The following is an 18,596-nucleotide window of genomic DNA, read 5'->3' on the forward strand; positions in this document are numbered from 1 at the left end:
CCGATGCCCCGAGTCGAAGCGTGGGAACTGGTCAAGGAGTTCCTGTTCCCCGGCCGCACCGGCCACCGCGCCATCCCGCCGCTGGACGGCGGCCTCACCCCGAACGACGCGCTCGACGCCGTCGGCACCGCGATCGGCGGGCTGGCCGAACCGGAGGACGCCTGCCTGGACGAGCAGGGTGATCTGTACGTGAGCACCGGCCGGCGGGTCCTGCGGCTGTCCGGTCCGGACTTCACGAGGTCGGAGGTGGCCGCGACCCTGTCCGGTCCGGCGGGCGCCCTCGCACCCGCGCCCGGCGGCGGCCTGCTGGTGTGCGTGGCGGGAACCGGCCTGGTGCGCGTGTGCCCGGACGGGACCACGGAACTGGTGACTGGGGCCGACGAGACCGGCACCCCGATCCACTGCCCGACCGACCTGGCGGTCGCCGCGGACGGCACGATCTACCTCACCGACGGGTCCACGCGGCACCACGGCCGCGACTGGATCCGCGACCTGATGGAGCAGAACGCCCGCGGCCGGCTGCTGCGCCACGACCCGGCGACGGGACGCACGAGCGTGCTCGCCGGCGGCCTGGCCTACGCCAGCGGGGTGTGCCTGACGCCCGCGCGGGACGCGCTCGTGGTCTGCGAGGCCTGGGCGCACCGGGTCCGGCTCCACCCGCTCACCGGCGGCGCTCCGCGGCCGTGGCGGGAGAACCTGCCCGGCTACCCGGGGCGGATCAACCCGGGTGGCGGCGGCTACTGGCTGGCGGTGTTCGCGCTGCGCACCCAGCTGGTCGAGTTCGTGCTGACCCAGCGCGACTACGTCGAGGAGATGATGCGCACCATCGAGCCGGACTACTGGATCCGGCCGGCGCTGCGCGGCCTGGACTCCGGCCTGGAACCGTTGCAGGGCGGGCAGATCCGCAAGCTGGGCGTGATCAAGCCGTGGGCGCCGCCGCGCTCGTACGGGCTGGTCGCCCGGCTGGACGAGGAGGGTTACGTGGTCTCGAGCATGCACAGTCGCGGCGGTGGCCGGCGGCACGGGGTCACCTCCGCCCGGCAGTGCGGCGGCCGGCTGTTCGTCGCGGTGCACGGGGGCGACCAGGTGCTGGTGACCGACGCGGGGGAGGCGTGATGAGCACGTCACTGGTGGACCAGCTGGACATCGACCCGGCCGCCGGGCGCACCCTGCTGGTCGAGATGTCGAAGGTGACCAAGACCTACCGCGGCGTGCACGCCATCCACGACGTCGACTTCGACCTGCGCGCCGGTGAGGTGCACGCGCTGGTGGGGGAGAACGGCGCGGGCAAGTCCACGCTGTGCAAGATCCTCGCCGGCGCGGTGCAGCACTCCAGCGGCGAGCTGCGGATCGCCGGCGAACCGGTGACCTTCCGCCGCCCGCACGACGCGCTCGACGCCGGCATCGCGATGGTGTACCAGGAGACGAGCCTGGTGCCGACGATGACGGCCGCGCAGAACATCGAGCTGGGCCACGAGAAGCCGCTGACGCGGTTCCGGTCGCTGAACATCGGGGCGCAGCAGCTGCTGCAGTCGATGAACTTCCACGTCGACCCGACGGCGTACGTGTCCACGCTGGGCGCGGCGAAGAAGCAGATGGTGGAGATCGCGCGGGCGCTGCGCTCCCGCGCCCGCATCGTCATCTTCGACGAGCCGACGGCGAGCCTCACGCCCGAGGAGACCCTGCACCTGTTCAACGTCATCGAGGACCTGCGCAACGCGGGCCTGGGCATCATCTACGTCTCGCACGCGCTGGAGGAGTCGCTCAAGATCGCCGACCGCGTCACCGTCCTGCGCGACGGGGAACGGGTGGCGTGCCTGGACGCGAAGAAGACCGACCGGGACGAGATCGTCCGGCACATGGTGGGCCGCAGCCTCGCCGGGGTCGGCCGGGTGGAGTCCCGGCGGACCACGGACGTGCGGCGGCGGCGCGTGCTGGAGGTGGAGAACCTCATCCTGGGCAACGTCGTGAAGAACATGTCGTTCACCGCCTACGCCGGAGAGGTCCTCGGCATCGCCGGGCTCATCGGCAGCGGCCGCACCGAGACCGCGAAGATCATCGCGGGCGCGCTCAAACGCAACCGCATCCACGGCGGGCGGGTCCTGCTCAACGGCAAACCGGTGCGCTACCGGGTGCCCAAGCAGGCGATCGACGACGGGATCGTCTACATCACCGAGGACCGCAAACTCGACGGCTTCTTCGAGACGATGACCATCGCCGAGAACCTCTACCTCGGCCTCCTCGCCTCCCGCAAGGGCCGCCGCCAGTGGTGGCTGTCCGCGGCGCGGCGGAAGCGCCTGGCGAAGGAGTGGGGCGACCGCCTGCGGATCAAGGCGATCAACGCCGACGCCAAGATCGTCGAGCTCTCCGGCGGCAACCAGCAGAAGGTGGTGGTCGGCAAGTCGCTGGTGGCCGACCCCGAGGTGGTCATCTTCGACGAGCCGACCCGCGGCGTCGACGTCGGCGCGATCGAGGAGATCCACCAGCTGGTGCGGCAGCTGGCCGACGAGGGCAAGGCCGTCATCGTCATCTCCTCCTACCTGCCGGAGATCCTCGCGGTGTCCGACCGGATCCTGGTCACCCGGTTCGGCCGGACCGTCGCGGAGTTCAGCCGCGAGGAGGCCACCCAGGAGAAGATCATGTACGCCGCCATCTTCTGATCGGGCCACGCCGGGCGCCGCCCTTGCTCCGGCCCGCCGCCTCCGGGCGATATCCTGCGGATCGTTCGGTACACGGGTCGGGAGTGAGGGCGGCGTCGGCGATGACGGTCACGAGTTTCGAGGCGAACCGGGCGCGGGTGATCGGGATCGCGGCGGAGCTGTTCGCCCGCAACGGCTACCACGGCACCGGCATCGCCGAGCTCGGCCAGGCCGCCGGGCTCGGGCGGGGCGCGCTCTACCACTACATCGGCAGCAAGGAGGCCGTGCTCTACGCCATCAGCAAGGACCAGGTCGACAAGATGAACAGCTACGCCGAGCAGCTGCTCGACGAGGGTCGCGAACCGCTGGACCTGCTGCGGCAGATGGCCCGCGGGCTGCTGCGCAACATCGCCGACCACCGGTCCGAATGGGCGGTCTTCTTCCGCGAGTACACCGCGCTCACCGGTGAGCGCCGCGACCACGTCATCGCCGCCCGTGAGCGGTACGAGAGCTACTGGCGCCAGGCGCTGGACAACGGTGTGCGCGCCGGAGTGCTCAAGCAGACCCCCCGCCTGCTCGTGAAGGGCATCCTCGGCATGCTCAACTACACCTACCTGTGGTTCGAGCCCGACGGTGAGCTGACCCCCGACGAGGTGGCCGACATGTTCCTCGACGCGCTGATCGAGGGCATCCGGGCTTGATCCCGGCGCGATCGGCCCGCGCAGTGTGACCGTGGACCGATCGGTACGGAAATTCTTGTGCCGCCGTCATCCGCCCTGTTACAACGGGGCGGACCGGTGGCGCCCGCCCGTCGTTCTCCCGAACCTTTCCGCGGATGCCCGCCGCCGGCGATGCCCACGTGGGAGGAAAAGACATGCGAATCGACGAGTGCGCGGCCGTGGTCACCGGCGGCGCGTCCGGCCTCGGCCGGGCCACGGCGCTGCGGCTGGCGGAAAAGGGGGCGCGGGTGTTCGCGCTCGACCTGCCCGCCGCGGTGGCCGGAGCCGCCCCCGCCGACGGGGTGACCTGCCTCGAGGCGGACGTCACCGACGCCGACCAGGTGCGGGCGGCGGTGGCGCGGGCCGCGGACGGCGGCGCGCCGCTGCGGATCGTGGTGAACTGCGCGGGCATCGCCCCGTCGGCCCGGATCCTGTCCCGCGCGGGCGTGCACGAGCCGGCCGTCTTCCGCAAGGTGCTCGACATCAACCTGACCGGCACCTTCACGGTGATGACGCTCGCCGCGGAGGCGATCGCCGCGACCGAGCCGCTGGCCGACGGTGCGCGCGGGGTGGTGGTCAACACCGCCTCGGCCGCCGCGTTCGACGGCCAGATCGGGCAGGCGGCCTACGCCGCGTCCAAGGGTGGCGTCGCCGCGCTGACGTTGCCGGCGGCGCGTGACCTCGCCTCGTCCGGCATCCGCGTGATGACCATCGCGCCGGGCATCATCGACACGCCGATGATGGCCACCGTCGCCGAGGAGTACCGGGCCGGGCTCGCCGCCGGTGTCCCGTTCCCGCGGCGCTTCGGGCGTCCCGAGGAGTACGCCGAGCTGGTCGCCGGCATCGTCGAGCACGACTACCTCAACGGCGAGGTCATCCGGATGGACGGCGCGATCCGGATGGCACCGCGCTAGGGGTCCGCGCTCGCGCGATCGTCCGTGCACCGGTCAGCGGAAATACTTGTACCGACCGGTCCATACAGGTATTGTTCGGGAAGAGAGTCCAGCGTCGGACACCGGGAGGAAACGTGAGCAGCAGTCCGGGGTGCGCCCTCGTCACCGGCGGGGCGGGCGGGATCGGCCGGGAGGTCGTCCGCCGGCTCGCCGAACGCGGACTGCGCGTGATCGTCGCGGACATCGACGCCGGCGCGGCCCGCCGCACCGCGGACGAGGCCGGGGCGTCGGCGGTGGCCTTCGACGTCGGTGACCCGGACGCCTGGGCGGAAGCGGACCGCGCGGTCGCGGCCACCGGTCTGCCGCTGGTCGCGCTCGTCCTCAACGCCGGGGTCGCCCTCGGCGAGGCCGAGGTGCTCGACGTCGATCCGGCCGCCTACCGCCGCGCCTGGTCGGTGAACGTCGACGGCGTCGTGCACGGTCTGCGGGCCCTGGTGCCGCGCCTGGCCGAGGCGGGCGGGCACGCGGTCGTCACCGCCTCGCTGGCCGGTCTGACCGCGGTCCCGTTCGACCCGGTCTACGCGATGACCAAGCACGCGGTCGTCGGACTGGTCCGCAGCTACGCGCCGGCGCTGGCCGCCCGCGGCGTCGGCCTGCACGCGGTGTGTCCCGGGCTCGTCGACACCGCGATGCTCGGCGCCGCGCGGCCCGAGCTGGACCGGCTCGGCTTCCCGCTCGTGGCTGCGTCCGACGTGGCCCGCGCGCTGGTGGCGTGCGCCGTGGGCGACGACCCGCACGAGGTCGTCGTCGTGCAGCCCGGCCGCGATCCGCTGCCCTACCGCTTCGCCGGCGTGCCCGGCGGCCGCACCGGAACCCCGATGCCCGCCCTGCCGTCCCGGCTGCCGATCGGCACCCGCCGGTCGCGCCAGAACCCCGTTCCGAGGGAGGAACCATGACACCACCGCGCGACGCGGTCATCGTCGACGTGCTGCGCACCCCGGTCGGCAAGGGCAAGAAGGGTGGCGCGCTCTCGCACGTCCACCCGGTGCACCTGCTGGCCGACGTCCTCGCCGAACTCGTCCGCCGCAACGACCTCGACCCGGCCCTGGTCGACGACGTCATCGCCGGCTGCGTCACCAAGGCGGGGGAGCAGGCGATCAACCCCGCCCGCAGCGCCGTGCTGGCCGCCGGTTTCCCGCTCTCGGTGCCCGCGACCACGGTGGACCGGCAGTGCGGGTCCAGCCAGCAGGCCGTGCACTTCGCCGCTCATGCGATCCAGGCCGGTGCCGCCGACGTGGTGATCGCCTGCGGTGTCGAGTCGATGTCGCGGGTGCCGATGCACTCCGACGCCCAGGGCGCCGACCACCTCGGGGCGCGGATCGCCGAGCGCTTCCCCGGCGGCGGTCTCATCGGGCAGGGCCTGTCCGCCGAACTGATCTGCGCGCGCTGGAAGCTGGACCGGGACGAGCTGGACGAGTTCTCCGCGGTCTCGCACCAGCGCGCGGCGGCCGCGCACGAGGCGTTCGTGCCCGACCTGGCCACGGTCACCGAAGCGCCGGAGCTGAGGGTCGACGAAACCGTGCGGCCCACGACCACGGTCGACAAGCTCGCCGCTCTGCGGCCGTCCTTCGTCGACGACGCGGCCGCGGCCCGTTTCCCGGAGATCGACTGGAAGATCACGCCGGGCAACTCCTCGCCGCTCACCGACGGCGCGGCGGCGGTGCTGATGATGAGCGCGGAGAAGGCCGAACGGCTGGGGCTGACCCCGCGTGCCCGCGTCCACGCCACGGCGGTCGTCGGCGACGACCCGATCGTCATGCTCATGGGCGTCGTGCCGGCCACCCGCGCCGTGCTGGAGCGGGCCGGGCTCACCGCCGACGACATCGACCTGTTCGAGGTCAACGAGGCCTTCGCGCCGGTGCCGCTGGCCTGGATGCACGACCTCGGGGTCGAGCACGAGCGGCTCAACGTGCACGGCGGCGCCATCGCACTGGGGCACCCGCTGGGCGCCAGCGGCGCCCGGATCATGACGACCCTCGTCGGCGCGCTGGAGCGGCGCGGCGCCCGCTTCGGGCTCCAGACGATGTGCGAGTGGGGCGGCATGGCCAACGCCACGATCGTCGAGCGGCTCTGACCGCCGACTTCATCACACCTATCCGTACAGACCGATCGGTACAGGGAACTCATGGACGCAGACGACACCACGACGGGCGACCGGGTCGCCCTGGTCACCGGCGCCTCCCGGGGCATCGGCGCCGGCATCGCGCGACAGCTTCTCGACCGGGGAGTGCGCGTCGCCGGCACCTACCGGTCCGGCGGCGAGCTCGTCGAGAAGCTCGGGGCCGCCCATCCCGGCCGGGTCCTCCCGGTCGCCTTCGACCTCGCCGTGCCGCAGACCGCGGCGGACGTGGTCGAGCAGGTCACCGCGCACTGGGGCCGGCTCGACTCGCTCGTGCTCAACGCCGCGGTGTGGCAGGGCGGCAAGCTCGCCCGGATCGACCTCGGCGACTGGTGGCGGGTGATCGAGGAGAACCTGCGCAGCACCGCGGCGCTCGTGCGCGCCGCGATCCCGTGGCTGATCCGCGGCGAAAACCCCGGCGTGGTGCTCATCGGGTCCGCGGTCGGGTCGGTGGGTTTCCCCGGGGACACCGCCTACGCGAGCGTCAAGTCGGCGGCGGTGGGCTTCGCCCGGTCGCTGGCCAAGGAGCTCGCACCGCAGGGTGTGCGGGTCAACGTGCTCGCGCCCGGCTTCGTCGACACCGACATGACCGCCGCCATCCCGGACGGCTCGCGGCAGAAGATCGCCGACGCCACCCTGCTCGGCCGGTTCGGCACGGTCGACGAAATCGCCCGCGCCGCGGTGTTCCTGGCCGAGGACGCCACGTTCTGCACGGGCGCGGTACTCGCCGCCGACGGCGGCTGGACGCTGTGAATTTCAAGGAGGACACCATGAACGCTGGCCTGCCCGCCGACGAGTACCAGAAGCTGCGCGACAGCGTCTTCGCGACCATCTGGGACGAGCTCGACCCGCTCGAGCACCGGATCGAAGACACCGAGAAGATCCCCTACGACATCGTCCTGCCCGCGCTGCGGGCGTGCGGCGCCTTCGGCCTGATCGTGCCCCAGGAGTACGGCGGCGCCGGCCTGTCGATCGCGCAGTACCTGCCGATCCTCGCCGAGTTCGCCAAGATCCAGGGCGGCATCCGCGCCATCGTGCACGTGCACAACTCCTTCGCCCACGCGCTGTCCGAAATCGGCAACGCGGAGCAGAAGAAGGAGATCCTGCCCGGCGCGGCGACCGGGGAGAAGTCGGTGGCCTTCGCCCTCACCGAGCCGGGCAACGGCACCGGCGCCGACCTGTCGACCACGGCGCGCCGCGAGGGTGACGAGTACGTGCTCAACGGCCGGAAGTGGCTCATCACCAACTCCGACATCGCCTCGCACTTCCTCGTGTTCGCCAAGACGTCGGCGAAGGAGGTCTCGGCGATCATCGTGCCGCGGGACACGCCCGGGTTCACCATCGCGCCGCTGCCCGAGACGATGGGCTGCAAGGGTGCCGAGCACGGCGAACTGACGTTCACCGACGTGCGGGTGCCGGCGTCGAACCTGGTGGGCTCCGAAGGTGAGGGTGGCGCGCACCTGGAGCGGGCGCTGGAGATCAGCCGCGTGTTCATCGCCGCGTCGTCGCTCGGCACGGCGTCGCGTGCGCTGGAGCTGTCGCTGAAGTACTCGCAGGAGCGGGTCACGTTCGGCAAGCCGATCGCCGAGCGCCAGGCGATCCAGCGGTACCTGGCCGAGATGGCGGCCGACGTGTACGCGTTGCGCGGCATGCTGGCCGACTGTGCCGCCAAGTGGGACGCGGGCAAGCGCATCCCGGCCGAGTCGTCGCTGGTGAAGCAGTTCGGGCTGGAGGCCGTCGGCCGCGTCACCGACCGCGCGCTGCTGGTGCACGGCGGCATCGGCTACACGCGCAAGTACCCGATCGAACGGCTCTACCGGGACGCCCGGCTGAACTGGCTGGAGGAGGGCACGCCGACCATCCAGTACATGGTGGCCGCGCGGCAGCTGATCGACGGCTACACCTTCGACGACGCGTTCACCGTGGCCGGCTGACGCACCGTCCACAAAGGCCGGGTGCCCGTTCGGGTACCCGGCCTTTTCGTGTGGCGGTGCTCTCCCGGGCTGGGCTTCAGGGGCGTGCGGCGGCTATGTTTGACAGTGCTGTCAAACATGCTTGATCGAGGAGGTTGTCTTGTCTTCGTTGAATTCGGTGGACGTGGTCGAGTCGTTCTGGCGGGACGTGTGGAACGCGCGCAACCCGGAGGCTGCCGACGACTACGTCGTCGAGGACTTCGTCATCACCAACGCCGGCGAGCGCATCGAAGGGCGCGAGAACTTCAAGGCCTGGATCGCGGCGTTCCTCCGGCAGATCCACGATTTCGAACTGGAGGTCCTGGAGACGTTCCAGAACCACGACGGCAGCCGGGTCGCCTCGCGGTGGCGCGTGCACGGCCGGAACAACGGGGTGCTCGGCACCGAGCCGGACGGGCGGCCGATCTCCTTCAGCGGCACCGCGGTGTGGGAAGTGCGCGAGGACGGCAAGCTGCTGCACAACCACGTGGAGCGCGCGTCGTGGGAACTGTTCCAGCACCTGAACACCGCCTCCGCCTGACGGCCCGCCGATGAGCGGAAGTCCTCCCGGTGCGGCCGCCCGGTCCGGTGCGGAGGTGCGGTCCGCCCGGGCGCGCTGGGCATGTCCCGGTGTCCGGTGGGCGACCACGGTCCTGGCCGCGGGCGCCCACCGTCGATCCTGGCGCAACCGGCGGTGGGGTGCCCGGTCCGCCGGTGCGGCCGGGTTCGTCCGCCGGGCGTCCCGGCGCGAACCACTGCGGCCGGCGGCGGTCTCCGGTGGCGGACGGTGGGCGCGGTGGCGTTCCCGGTCCCCTGCTCGGCACGACCACCGGGTGCTTCCGCCGCACACGCTGCTCCTGGCGGCGATCGCGGGTGCGCTGGGCGCCGCGGGCGCGGTCGGCCTGATCCGGTCGGTGGCCGTGCTCCGCGGGCTCCTGGCGGGCGCTCCGGCGGTCGTGCTTCTCCTCGCGCCGGTGGTGGCCGGCCTGTGCTGCGGGCCCCTGGTCGCCGCGCTGGCGACCGGGGCGGGTGGTGTCGTGGCGGTGCGGGATGCGCTCGCCGCGGGCGAGCCGCTTCCGGCCCGTGCGGCCGCTATCAAGGGAGTGGCGGCCGTCCTCACGCTCGGGTCCGGGGGCTCGGGCGGGAGTGAGGGCCCGATCATCCACCTCGCCGCCGCACTGGGGTCCGCGCTGGCACCGGCGGCTTCGGTGCGGGCGGTCATGGCCGGGGCGGTGGCGGGTGGCTTCGCCGGGTCGTTCCAGGCTCCGTGGGCGGGCGTGGCCGTGGTCGCGGAGGTGCTGCTCGCACGGATGTCGTGGGCCGAGGTCGCCGCGGTGGTGGTGGGAGCCACCGCGGGGACCGCGACCGCACGAGCGCTGCCCTTCGCCCCGCTGCGGCTGCCTTCCGGGACCGCCGGAATGCTCACCGTCCTCCCGGTCGCGCTGCTCGCGGGGCTCGCCGGGGTGGCGCTCGTCTGGTGTCTGCGGCAGGCGCGGCGAGCCGCCGACGCCGTGTGGCACCGGCCGGAATGGGCGCGTCCGATCGTGGGCGGGCTCCTCGTGGGTGCCGCGGTGGTCGCGGTACCCGGAGCCGGCGGGATCGGGCAGGACGTGATCGCCGCCGCCGGGACCGCCGGCGCCACGCTCCTCCTCCCGGTGGCCAAGATCGCGGCGACGAGCGTCACCCTCGCGGTCGGCGGAGTGGCCGGCACGATCGGCCCGGCGCTGGTCACCGGCGCGACAGTGGGTGCCGCCGTCGCCGGACCGGGAGGTGCGGCCGTGGGACTGGCCGCCTGCCTGGCGGCCGGCGCCCGCGCCCCGGTGACCGCCGCCGTGCTGGCGGCCGAACTCACCGGCGTCACCGCACTGCCCGCCGTCCTGCCCGCGGCGGTCCTGGGATGGGCGGTGGGCCTGCTGTGGTGCCCCGGCACCCTCTTCGAGCCCGGTAAGGTGGAGCGGAGCTAGCCGGAAGGAGTTCCATGGCGGGAGTACGCCAGTTCGACGAGCAGACGACTCTCGAGCGCGCTCTCGACATCTTCTCCGAGCGCGGCTTCCGGGCCACGTCGATGCTCGACCTCGCCGCGGGCACCGGCGTCCAGCGCGGCTCGCTGTACCACGCCTACGGCGGCAAGGAGGAGATCTTCCTCCGTGCGTTCGCCGAATACGCCGGCCGGTTCCTCGCCGGCGCCCGCGAGGCGCTGGACCGCCCGGGCACCCGATCCGCCCTGCTGTCCTTTTTCGACTTCTGCGTCGACTCGATCGTCGCCGGCTCGCCGTCGCGCGGCTGCCTGTCCACCCGCACGGCGATCGAGGCGGCCACCGACTCCGAACGCACCGAAACCGCCGTCCGCGCCTTCCTCGACGAGCTGGAAACCGTGGTGCACGACCGGCTGACCGCGATCGACGACGGCGTGCGCCTGACCGTCGAGGCGCGTGCCGCAGCCCGCCTGGTCGTCACCACCACCCGCGGCATCGCGGTCATGGAACGCGTCGACCACACCCCCGCGGAGCTGCGCGCCATCGCCGAAACCCTGGTGACCGCGCTCGTCGGCCCCTGACCGGGTCCGGGCCGCGTCACGACACCCCGTACGCCCCGCGGTGGTACACCAGCGGCGATCGATCCTCATCGCCGCCGTGCAGCTCGCGCACGAGGCCGGTCACGATCGTGTGGTCGCCGCCGTCGTACTCGGCCGCCAGCTCGCACGAGACCCACCCGCACACCCCGTCCAGGACCGGCACGCCCCGCGGACCCGGCCGCCACGCGGTCCCGGTGAACTTGTCGGTCCCCGAACGCGCGAACCGCGCGCTGACGTCCGCCTGGTGCGCGGCCAGGATGTTCACCGCGAACCAGCGCGTCCGGCGCATGCGCGGCCAGCTCGCCGAGGCCCGCGACGGGCAGAACACCACCAGCGGCGGAGCCAGCGACAACGACGCGAACGACTGGCAGGTGAACCCGGCCGGCCCGTCCGGGGTCGTCGCGGTGACCACGACGACCCCGGACGCGAACCGGCCCAGCACGTGCCTGATCCGCTCCGGCGTGACCAGGGGCGGTTCCACCCGGGTCACTGGCGCAGACCGTACTTGCGCAGCACCGGCATCACCTCGGACCCGAACTCGCGCAGTTCCCGCACGTAGTCGTGGAACCCGAAGATCGCCCCGGACAGGCCGGCCTCGCTCAGCTCGGCGAACTGGTCGGCGACCTGTTCCGGTGTGCCCACCAGGCACGGGCCGCCCCAGCTGGTGATGAAGCTTTCCTGGAACTGTGTGATCTGCGTGCCGAACGACTGGCTCTGGATGCCCAGCGTGTCCATCACGACCTGCGCACCCGGCCAGTCGCCCGCGTCCACGATCGCCCGGTAGGCCGCGCGGGCCTCGCGTTCGGTCTCCCGGCAGATGACCAGGCAGTAGGTCCACACGTCGATGTCGCGGTCGTAGTCCTCGCGCGCCATCCGCTTGATGTTGCCGACGTAGCCGCCGATCTGGTCCACCGGCAGGGCGACCAGGTTGACGTCGACGTTGCGCGCCGAGAACCGTTGTCCCGCCGGGGACGCGCCGGCGTTGAGCAGCACGGGCCGCGGGTCCTGCAGCGGCTTGGGGTAGGCGTGCGCGCCCTTCGAGTGGAAGTACCGGCCGTCGAAATCGAAGTCGCCCGGCTGGTTCCACAGTTCCATCACGAAGTCGAGCCACTCCTGCCCGTACGCGTACCGCTCGTCGTGCTCGAGCTGGCGGTTGCCGAACAGTTCCATCTCCGGCGTGAACCAGCCCATCACCAGGTTCATGCCGAACCGGCCGCCGGAGATGTGGTCGATGGTGGTCGCCATCTTCGCGGCCGCCACCGGGTGGATCACCGGCAGGTGCGTGGTGCAGAAGACGCCGATGTGCTCGGTGGCCTGCGCGAGACCGGCGGCCCAGGTGTAGGTCTCGTAGCACACGGCGTGGACGTGCGTGTTCCCGCCGAAACCGGTCCACCGTCCGACCGGGACCATCGCCTCCAGGCCCATCCGGTCGGCCGTGGTGGCGATCTCCAGCTGCTGGTCCCAGGTGACCCGGAAGCCGCTGGGGGCGTCGGTCATCACGATCCCGCCGCTGGTGTTCGACGAGAACACCCCGAGCTTCATCTTCTGGTCGTTGAACAGGACGCTCTCACTGGTCTTGCGCGTCTTCCCCAGCAGCCCGTCGGTCCGGTGCGCGGCAAGCGTCATCGCTTCCTCCTCGGTTCGTGGTCGGCTGTCCCCACTGTGCCGGGAGCGGCCGGCCGCGCACTATCCCGAAGCCGACCGCGACTATCCCGTTTGGACGCACTCCGGAACGAACGGTCCACGCTGCTTGTCGCCACCTGAGTTGCGATGCTATACCTGGGCTCGCCCGGCCGTTCCGGACCGGATGTTCGCGAGATCGGATTCCCCATGTCTGCAACGAAGCTGCATCTGCTCGACCTCGGACGCCTCACCGTCGACGACGGGTTCTTCATCCGCGGCTGCGGGTGCGCCACCCGGTCCGAACCGGCGCCGCAAGCGAGCGCGCGGGAGGTCGCCGCGCTGGCCGCCGTCGTCGAACACCCCACCGCGGGGCCGATCCTGTTCGACACCGGGTGCGCGCGCGACGCCGCCGAACAGTGGCCGGCGCCCGCGTTCGAAGCCTTCCCCGTCACCACCTACGACGAGAGCCACCACCTGGACAAGGCCCTGGAAGCCGCGGGATTCGGCATCGGAGACATCCAGGCCGTGGTCATGAGCCACCTGCACCTGGACCACGCCGGGGGACTCGAGCACTTCCTCGGCACCGACGTCCCCGTCTACGTCCACGAACAGGAGCTGCGTGAGCAGTACTACGCCATCGCCACCAAGGAGGACTTCGGCGCCTACGTGCCGGGCGACCTCCACTGGCAGCTGAACTGGCAGGCGATCTCCCGCGACGAGATCGAACTCGCCGGCGGCGTCACCCTGCGGCACATGCCCGGGCACACCCCGGGGTCGCTGACGATGCAAGTGGATCTGGACAACTCCGGCACGTTCCTGTTCACCGGCGACCTGTTCCACGTGCGGGACCTGTTCGAGCAGGGGCTGCCGCAGGGGTGGCTGAACCGGAATTCGCAGGACTGGTGGAACAGCGTCCGGTGGATGCGGCACCTGCAGAAGCGTCACGACGCGACCCTGGTCTACGGCCACGACGCGACCGTCCTGACCGAACTCAAGGCGCGGGCCGAGTTCCTCGACTGAGCGCGGGTGTCCGCGGGGGCCGGGCCGGTGGCCGAAAACGGATAGTGCACCGGCGCCACGTTCACCAGAGTGGACCGCGGGTCGTACCGGGCGGTCCACCGGAGTACGGAGGTTCGTGATCGTGACACTCCAGGCGACGCTGGCGTCGGCCTTCACCGACGTCCACGCCAAGTTCGCCACCCGGCCCGCGGTCCTCGGACCGGACGGTCCGGTCCTGACCTACGGCGAGCTCGGCGCCCGCGCCCGGCGCCTGGCCCACGGGTTGACCGGGCTCGGCGCGGGGACGGGGGACCGGATCATCGTGGTCTCCGCCAACCGCACCGAGAGCTTCGTCGTGGACCACGCCCTGGCGGTGGGCGGATTCGTGCGCGTGGCCCTGTCGATCAGGCTGCACCCGCGCGAGATCGCCGCGATCGCCCGGGACTGCGAAGCGCGTGTGGCCATCGTCGACGCCGAGCGCGAACCCGGCGTGGCCGCGGCCTTCGCCGAGGCGGGCCGGGACACCGCCGTCGTGGCGCTCGACGAACCGGCCGGACCGGTGGCCGCCCGCTACCCCGACCTGCTGGCCGGTCCGGAACTCGACCCGGCCCGGCCGGACCCGGACGACCTGGCCTGGCTGCCCTACACGTCGGGCACCACCGGCGAACCCAAGGGCGTGATGCTCAGCCACCGCAACCTGCTGGCCTACAGCCGGAACCTGATGGTCGAGCTCCCGCCGATCGAGACCTCGGACGTGGTGCTGCACGTCGCCCCGCTCACCCACCTGTCCGGCTACGTCTCCCTGCCGTTCCAGCTGCGGGGCGCGCAGCACCTCCCGATGGCGTCGTTCGCGCCGGAACCGGCGTTGCGCGCGGTCGCCGAGCACGGGGTCACCGTCCTGCCGATCGTGCCGACGATGCTCACCATGATGCTGCCCGCGCTGGAAACCGGTTCGCACACCACGGATTCCCTGCACACCGTGCTCTACGCGGGCTCGGCGATCGCGCCGGACCGCCTCGCGCGGCTGGTCCGGTGCCTCGGCCCGGTGTTCGTCCAGGGCTACGGCCTGACCGAAACCCCGCTGCCCCTCACCGCATTGTCCAAACAGGACCACCGCGTCGACCCTGCCGGCCCCCTGCCCGCCCGGCTCGGCTCGGCGGGCCGGGTCAGCCCGTTCGTCCAGGTCCGCGTGCGCACGCCCGACGGGCGCGACGCGTCGGAGGGCGAGGAGGGGGAGATCCAGGTGCGCGGCGACATCACCATGCTCGGGTACTGGAACCGTCCCGCGGCCACCGCCGAGGTCCTGCTGCCCGGCGGCTGGGTGGCCACCGGCGACGTCGGCCGGTTCCACGACGGGTACCTGCACATCGTCGACCGCAAGAAGGACATGATCGTCTCCGGTGGGTTCAACGTGTTCCCCGGCGAGATCGAGAACGCCATCTCCGCGCTCGAGGGCGTGGCCGAGGTCGCCGTCATCGGCGTCCCGGACGAGCGCTGGGGCGAAACCATCAAGGCGGTGATCAGCGTGCGCGAGGGCCACCGCGTCACGGCCGAAGACGTCGACCGGATCTGCCGCGAGCGCATCGCGAGCTACAAACGGCCCCGCTCGGTGGAGTTCGTCGAGGCGCTGCCCAAGACCGGCACCGGCAAGATCCAGCGGAGCGAGCTCCGGCGGCGCCACTGGGCCGGCGCGGACCGCCGGGTGGGTGGCTGATCCACCGATCCCTGCAACCGAGGAGACGACCTTGACCACTCAGACCCCGCTCGCGGGCCGGTTCGACGTCCTGCCGCTCGAATCCGTCCTTTTCGGACCGGGGGTGTCCGGCTCGCTCGCCGTGGAATGCGCCAAGCGGTCGGTGCGGCGGCTCTTCGTCGTCGCCTCGCCCAGCCTGGCGCGGCAGATCGACGTGCGGGAGCGGTTCGCGGCCGCGACGGGCGGCCGCGTGGCCGCGGTGTTCACCGGCGGACGACCGCACGTCCCGCACGACGTCGTGCTCGCCGCGACCCGCGCCGCCCGCGAAGCGGGTGCCGACGGGGTGCTCAGCGTCGGCGGGGGCAGCGCGATCGACCTCGCCAAGGCGGTCGTGCTGTGCCTGGCGGAGGGCATCGACAGCGCGGCCGCGCTGCTGCGCTGGAAGGTGGTCGTGTCGCCGTCCGGGACGAAGCAGAGCCCCGTCACCACCGCGCCGAAGGTGCCCCACTTCACCGTCAGCACGACGTTGTCGGCGGGCGAGTTCACCCACATCATCGGGATCACCGACACCACCCGCGGAGCCAAGGACCTCTACCTGTCCCCGGACTTCGTGCCGCGGGTCGTGGCGCTGGACCCCGGCCTCGCGGCGCACACCCCGCGCTCGCTGTGGGCGTCCACCGGGATCAAGGCCGTCGACCACGCCGTGGAGACGCTCTGCTCGCCACGCGCCCAGCCGGTGACCGACGCACTGGCGGCGGACGCGCTGCGCAGGCTGACCCGCCACCTGCCCGCCTCGGTGCGCGACGCCGGCGATCTGCACGCGGCCGGGCAGTGCCAGCTCGGTGCGTGGCAGTCGATCTTCGGCGTGACCAACGTCAGCCTGGGTCTGTCGCACGGGATCGCGCACCAGCTCGGCGGCCGCCTCGGCGTTGCACACGGCGTCGCGTCGTGCGTGCTCCTGCCCACCGTGCTCGAGCACCACGCGGAACACACCCGCGGCCCGCAGCGGCTGATCGCGGACATCCTCGCCGAGACCACGGGGCACCCGGCCGGCCTGGGCGCGCCCGAACTGCTGCGCCGGTTCATCGCCGGGCTCAGGCTGCCCACCGGGCTGCGCGAGGCCGGCGTCGGCCGGGAGGAGTTCCCCGCGATCGCCCGGCACACCGTGGGCGACCTGATGGCCGCCGCGGCACCGGGCCCGGCACTCGGCACGGACGACGTGGAGAAGATCCTCGGCCGCGCGTGGTAACCAATGGACCGATCGATCCATTGCGATACGGGGCGGCTCCGGGTATCCGGTGCCGCCCCGAATCGGTCACGCCCGGCGGGGCGCCAGCAGCAGTGCGACGAAGGTGACCACGCACGCCACGACGATGTACAGGGCGATGACCCACGAGCCGCCGAACCCGGCGAAGAGAGCTGCCGCGATGAACGGTGCCGGGCCGCTGGTGATCAGGCCGCCGACCTGGTAGGCGACCGAAACGCCGGTGTAGCGGTGCTCGGCGCCGAACAGCTCGGCCAGGAACCCGGCCATCGCGCTGTAGGTCAGCGCGTGCCCGAGGGTGGCGAACAGGAACATGGCCACCAGTACCGCGAGCGGCGCGCCGGTGTCGATCAGGTGGAAGAACGGGAACGCGGCGAGGGCGGAGTAGAGCGCGCCGATCAGGAGGACCTTCCGGTTGCCGATCCGGTCGGCGAGCACCGCCACCAGCGGCACCGCGGCGATGTCCACCAGGGACGCGACGATCAGGCAGGTCAGCACGGTGCCGCGGGAGACGCCGGCCGCGCCCGGCGCGTAGGACAGCACGAACACGCTGACGACGTAGAACGGGATGTTGGACGCGGCCTGCGCGAACAGGCCGACGAGCACGGCGCGCAGCGAGCGGCGCAGGGTGTCCTTGAGCGGGAACTTCGAGACCTCCCGGGCCTCGGTGACTTCCTGGAACTCCGGCGATTCCTCCAGGCGGGAGCGCACGTAGAGGCCGACCACGATCAGCACGGCGCTGGCCAGGAACGGCAGGCGCCACCCCCAGGAGAGCAGCTGGTCCTTCGGCAGTTGCTGCACCGCGAGGAACGCCGAGGCGGACAGCACGAGCCCGGCCGGGACGCCGGCCTGCGGCCAGCTGCCGTAGAAGGCCCGGCGGTGCGGCGGGGCGTGTTCGACGGCCATCAGCACGGCGCCGCCCCATTCGCCGCCGACCGCGAAACCCTGCAGCAGCCGGACGAGCACGAGCAGGATCGGTGCGGCGGCGCCGATCCGGGCGTAGTCCGGCAGCAGTCCGATCGCGACCGTGCCGCCGCCCATCAGGAGCAGGGACAGGATCAGCATCCGCTTGCGGCCCAGCCGGTCGCCGAAGTGGCCGAACACGATGCCGCCCAGCGGCCGCGCGACGAAGGCGACGCCGAAGGTCGCGAACGCGGCGAGGGTGCCGGCGAGCGGGCTGAGGGTGGGGAAGAAGCGGGTGTTGAACACCAGCGTCGCCGCCGAGCCGAAGAGGAAGAAGTCGTACCACTCGATCGCGGTGCCGAGGAAACTCGCGAAGGCCACGCGCGCGGGTCTCACCCGCACGGCCTGTTGCTGGTCGACCACCATCACTACCTCCAACGACATCGGGGAGAGTTCCGCCGCGACGCGGCGTGGGGCTGGACGCCGCCGGCCCCGTGCGCGAACCGGAGCCGGCGGACGACGCCGCGTCCTCGATCGGGCGACCGTGGTCCGCGACGTTGCGTGGACTATAGGTCGTATTGACCGATCGGTACAAGAAGTTGTCCGTGGTTTTTACGAACGCGATGCCGGAGTGCCGCATGCCGGGAGCGGGCGCTGCTCGGTCCGGGGACGGCCGATCGTGTCGCCGACGGCGGAGACCGATCCGCTCTATCGTGTGCGGCAGCCGCCACGCCGAAGGTGGGCAGCCGCCGGGCCCCGGCGGGGAAGGGAGCGCGCAGTGACCGGACAGCACCCCGAAGTCAGCCGGCTCGACGACGTGGCCACCGAGCTGCTCGGCGAAGCCCGCGGGCACGAGTCGCGGCGAGCAGCCAGGACGCTGGTCGGCGGCCCAGCTCAGCGCGCCACCCTCATCGCCATGGCGGAAGGCGCCGAGCTGGCCGAGCACGACTCGCCGGTGGCCGCGACCCTGCAGGTCGTCAGCGGACGGGTCCGGCTGCACACCCGCGACCGTCGCTGGGTCCTCGACGGCGGGCAGCTCGCCGCCGTCCCGCCGGAACGGCACGGGCTGAGCGCCCTGACCGACGCCGTGGTGCTGCTGACGGTCGCCCTGCGGTAGGGACCGCGCCGGCCGGGACGGGGGAGCTCCAGCGTCGGGC

18 protein-coding genes are annotated in these 18,596 nt (G+C 72.3%); 15 read left to right on the top strand and 3 right to left on the bottom strand.

Translation table 11 applies throughout. The features are described 5' to 3' along the window. Positions 1-3: 3 nt before the first annotated feature. The 11 genes from FB470_RS25620 (at position 4) to FB470_RS25670 (ending at position 10,939) form a co-directional block, all read left to right on the top strand. On the top strand, positions 4-1,116 hold the full coding sequence (locus FB470_RS25620; RefSeq protein ID WP_306995575.1) for an SMP-30/gluconolactonase/LRE family protein: 1,113 nt from the start codon (positions 4-6) through the stop codon (positions 1,114-1,116). Then, positions 1,116-2,660, top strand: a complete 1,545-nt coding sequence (locus tag FB470_RS25625) for a sugar ABC transporter ATP-binding protein (protein WP_306995577.1) — start codon at positions 1,116-1,118, stop codon at positions 2,658-2,660. The genes FB470_RS25620 and FB470_RS25625 overlap by 1 nt, the downstream gene beginning before the upstream one ends. Before the next feature lie 101 nt (positions 2,661-2,761). Beyond that, entirely contained in the window at positions 2,762-3,340 is a 579-nt protein-coding gene (locus FB470_RS25630; RefSeq protein ID WP_306995579.1) for a TetR/AcrR family transcriptional regulator, read from the top strand. 173 nt (positions 3,341-3,513) lie between these two features. Then, positions 3,514-4,272 (top strand): SDR family NAD(P)-dependent oxidoreductase, encoded by a 759-nt coding sequence (locus FB470_RS25635; protein WP_306995581.1) that lies wholly within the window; start codon positions 3,514-3,516, stop codon positions 4,270-4,272. Between the two features lie 113 nt (positions 4,273-4,385). Continuing rightward, entirely contained in the window at positions 4,386-5,207 is an 822-nt protein-coding gene (locus FB470_RS25640; protein ID WP_306995583.1) for an SDR family oxidoreductase, read from the top strand. Next, positions 5,204-6,385, top strand: a complete 1,182-nt coding sequence (locus tag FB470_RS25645) for a thiolase family protein (RefSeq protein WP_306995585.1) — start codon at positions 5,204-5,206, stop codon at positions 6,383-6,385. Before FB470_RS25640 ends, FB470_RS25645 begins: the two co-directional genes overlap by 4 nt. A 51-nt stretch (positions 6,386-6,436) precedes the next feature. Further along, positions 6,437-7,183, top strand: a complete 747-nt coding sequence (locus tag FB470_RS25650) for an SDR family NAD(P)-dependent oxidoreductase (RefSeq protein ID WP_306995586.1) — start codon at positions 6,437-6,439, stop codon at positions 7,181-7,183. A 17-nt stretch (positions 7,184-7,200) separates the two neighbouring features. After that, positions 7,201-8,364 carry an acyl-CoA dehydrogenase family protein gene (locus tag FB470_RS25655; protein ID WP_306995588.1) on the top strand — a complete coding sequence of 388 codons (1,164 nt, stop codon included), beginning with the start codon at positions 7,201-7,203 and terminating at the stop codon, positions 8,362-8,364. A 139-nt stretch (positions 8,365-8,503) separates the two neighbouring features. Beyond that, positions 8,504-8,923, top strand: coding sequence for an ester cyclase (locus FB470_RS25660; protein WP_306995590.1), 420 nt, complete (start codon positions 8,504-8,506; stop codon positions 8,921-8,923). 292 nt (positions 8,924-9,215) lie between these two features. Continuing rightward, positions 9,216-10,346, top strand: a complete 1,131-nt coding sequence (locus FB470_RS25665) for a chloride channel protein (protein ID WP_306995591.1) — start codon at positions 9,216-9,218, stop codon at positions 10,344-10,346. Positions 10,347-10,360: 14 nt separating this feature from the next. Further along, positions 10,361-10,939, top strand: a complete 579-nt coding sequence (locus FB470_RS25670; RefSeq protein ID WP_306995592.1) for a TetR/AcrR family transcriptional regulator — start codon at positions 10,361-10,363, stop codon at positions 10,937-10,939. Between the two features lie 16 nt (positions 10,940-10,955). Here the strand turns inward: FB470_RS25670 and FB470_RS25675 are convergent, their stop codons facing one another. Beyond that, positions 10,956-11,447 (bottom strand): flavin reductase family protein, encoded by a 492-nt coding sequence (locus FB470_RS25675; protein ID WP_306995593.1) that lies wholly within the window; start codon positions 11,445-11,447, stop codon positions 10,956-10,958. Then, positions 11,444-12,583: an LLM class flavin-dependent oxidoreductase gene (locus tag FB470_RS25680; RefSeq protein WP_306995595.1), complete on the bottom strand. Its 1,140-nt coding sequence runs from the start codon at positions 12,581-12,583 to the stop codon at positions 11,444-11,446. Before FB470_RS25680 ends, FB470_RS25675 begins: the two co-directional genes overlap by 4 nt. Before the next feature lie 204 nt (positions 12,584-12,787). On the opposite strand from FB470_RS25680, the gene FB470_RS25685 reads away from it, so the two are divergent. The 3 genes from FB470_RS25685 to FB470_RS25695 all read left to right on the top strand — a co-directional run bounded on the left by FB470_RS25685 (position 12,788) and on the right by FB470_RS25695 (position 16,521). Beyond that, positions 12,788-13,600, top strand: a complete 813-nt coding sequence (locus FB470_RS25685; protein ID WP_306995597.1) for an N-acyl homoserine lactonase family protein — start codon at positions 12,788-12,790, stop codon at positions 13,598-13,600. A gap of 115 nt (positions 13,601-13,715) precedes the next feature. Beyond that, positions 13,716-15,293 (top strand): class I adenylate-forming enzyme family protein, encoded by a 1,578-nt coding sequence (locus tag FB470_RS25690; RefSeq protein WP_306995599.1) that lies wholly within the window; start codon positions 13,716-13,718, stop codon positions 15,291-15,293. 31 nt (positions 15,294-15,324) lie between these two features. Next, a complete protein-coding gene (locus tag FB470_RS25695) occupies positions 15,325-16,521 on the top strand; it encodes an iron-containing alcohol dehydrogenase (RefSeq protein WP_306995601.1) in 1,197 nt (398 codons plus the stop codon). Between the two features lie 66 nt (positions 16,522-16,587). Here FB470_RS25695 and FB470_RS25700 read toward each other — a convergent pair whose 3' ends face one another. Next, on the bottom strand, positions 16,588-17,883 hold the full coding sequence (locus FB470_RS25700; RefSeq protein ID WP_306995602.1) for an MFS transporter: 1,296 nt from the start codon (positions 17,881-17,883) through the stop codon (positions 16,588-16,590). 334 nt (positions 17,884-18,217) lie between these two features. Here FB470_RS25700 and FB470_RS25705 point away from each other — a divergent pair, with 334 nt between their 5' ends. Beyond that, a complete protein-coding gene (locus tag FB470_RS25705) occupies positions 18,218-18,556 on the top strand; it encodes a cupin domain-containing protein (protein ID WP_306995604.1) in 339 nt (112 codons plus the stop codon). The last annotated feature ends 40 nt before the right edge of the window (positions 18,557-18,596 follow it).

Source organism: Amycolatopsis thermophila, assembly GCF_030814215.1.
GTDB classification, from domain to species: domain Bacteria; phylum Actinomycetota; class Actinomycetes; order Mycobacteriales; family Pseudonocardiaceae; genus Amycolatopsis_E; species Amycolatopsis_E thermophila.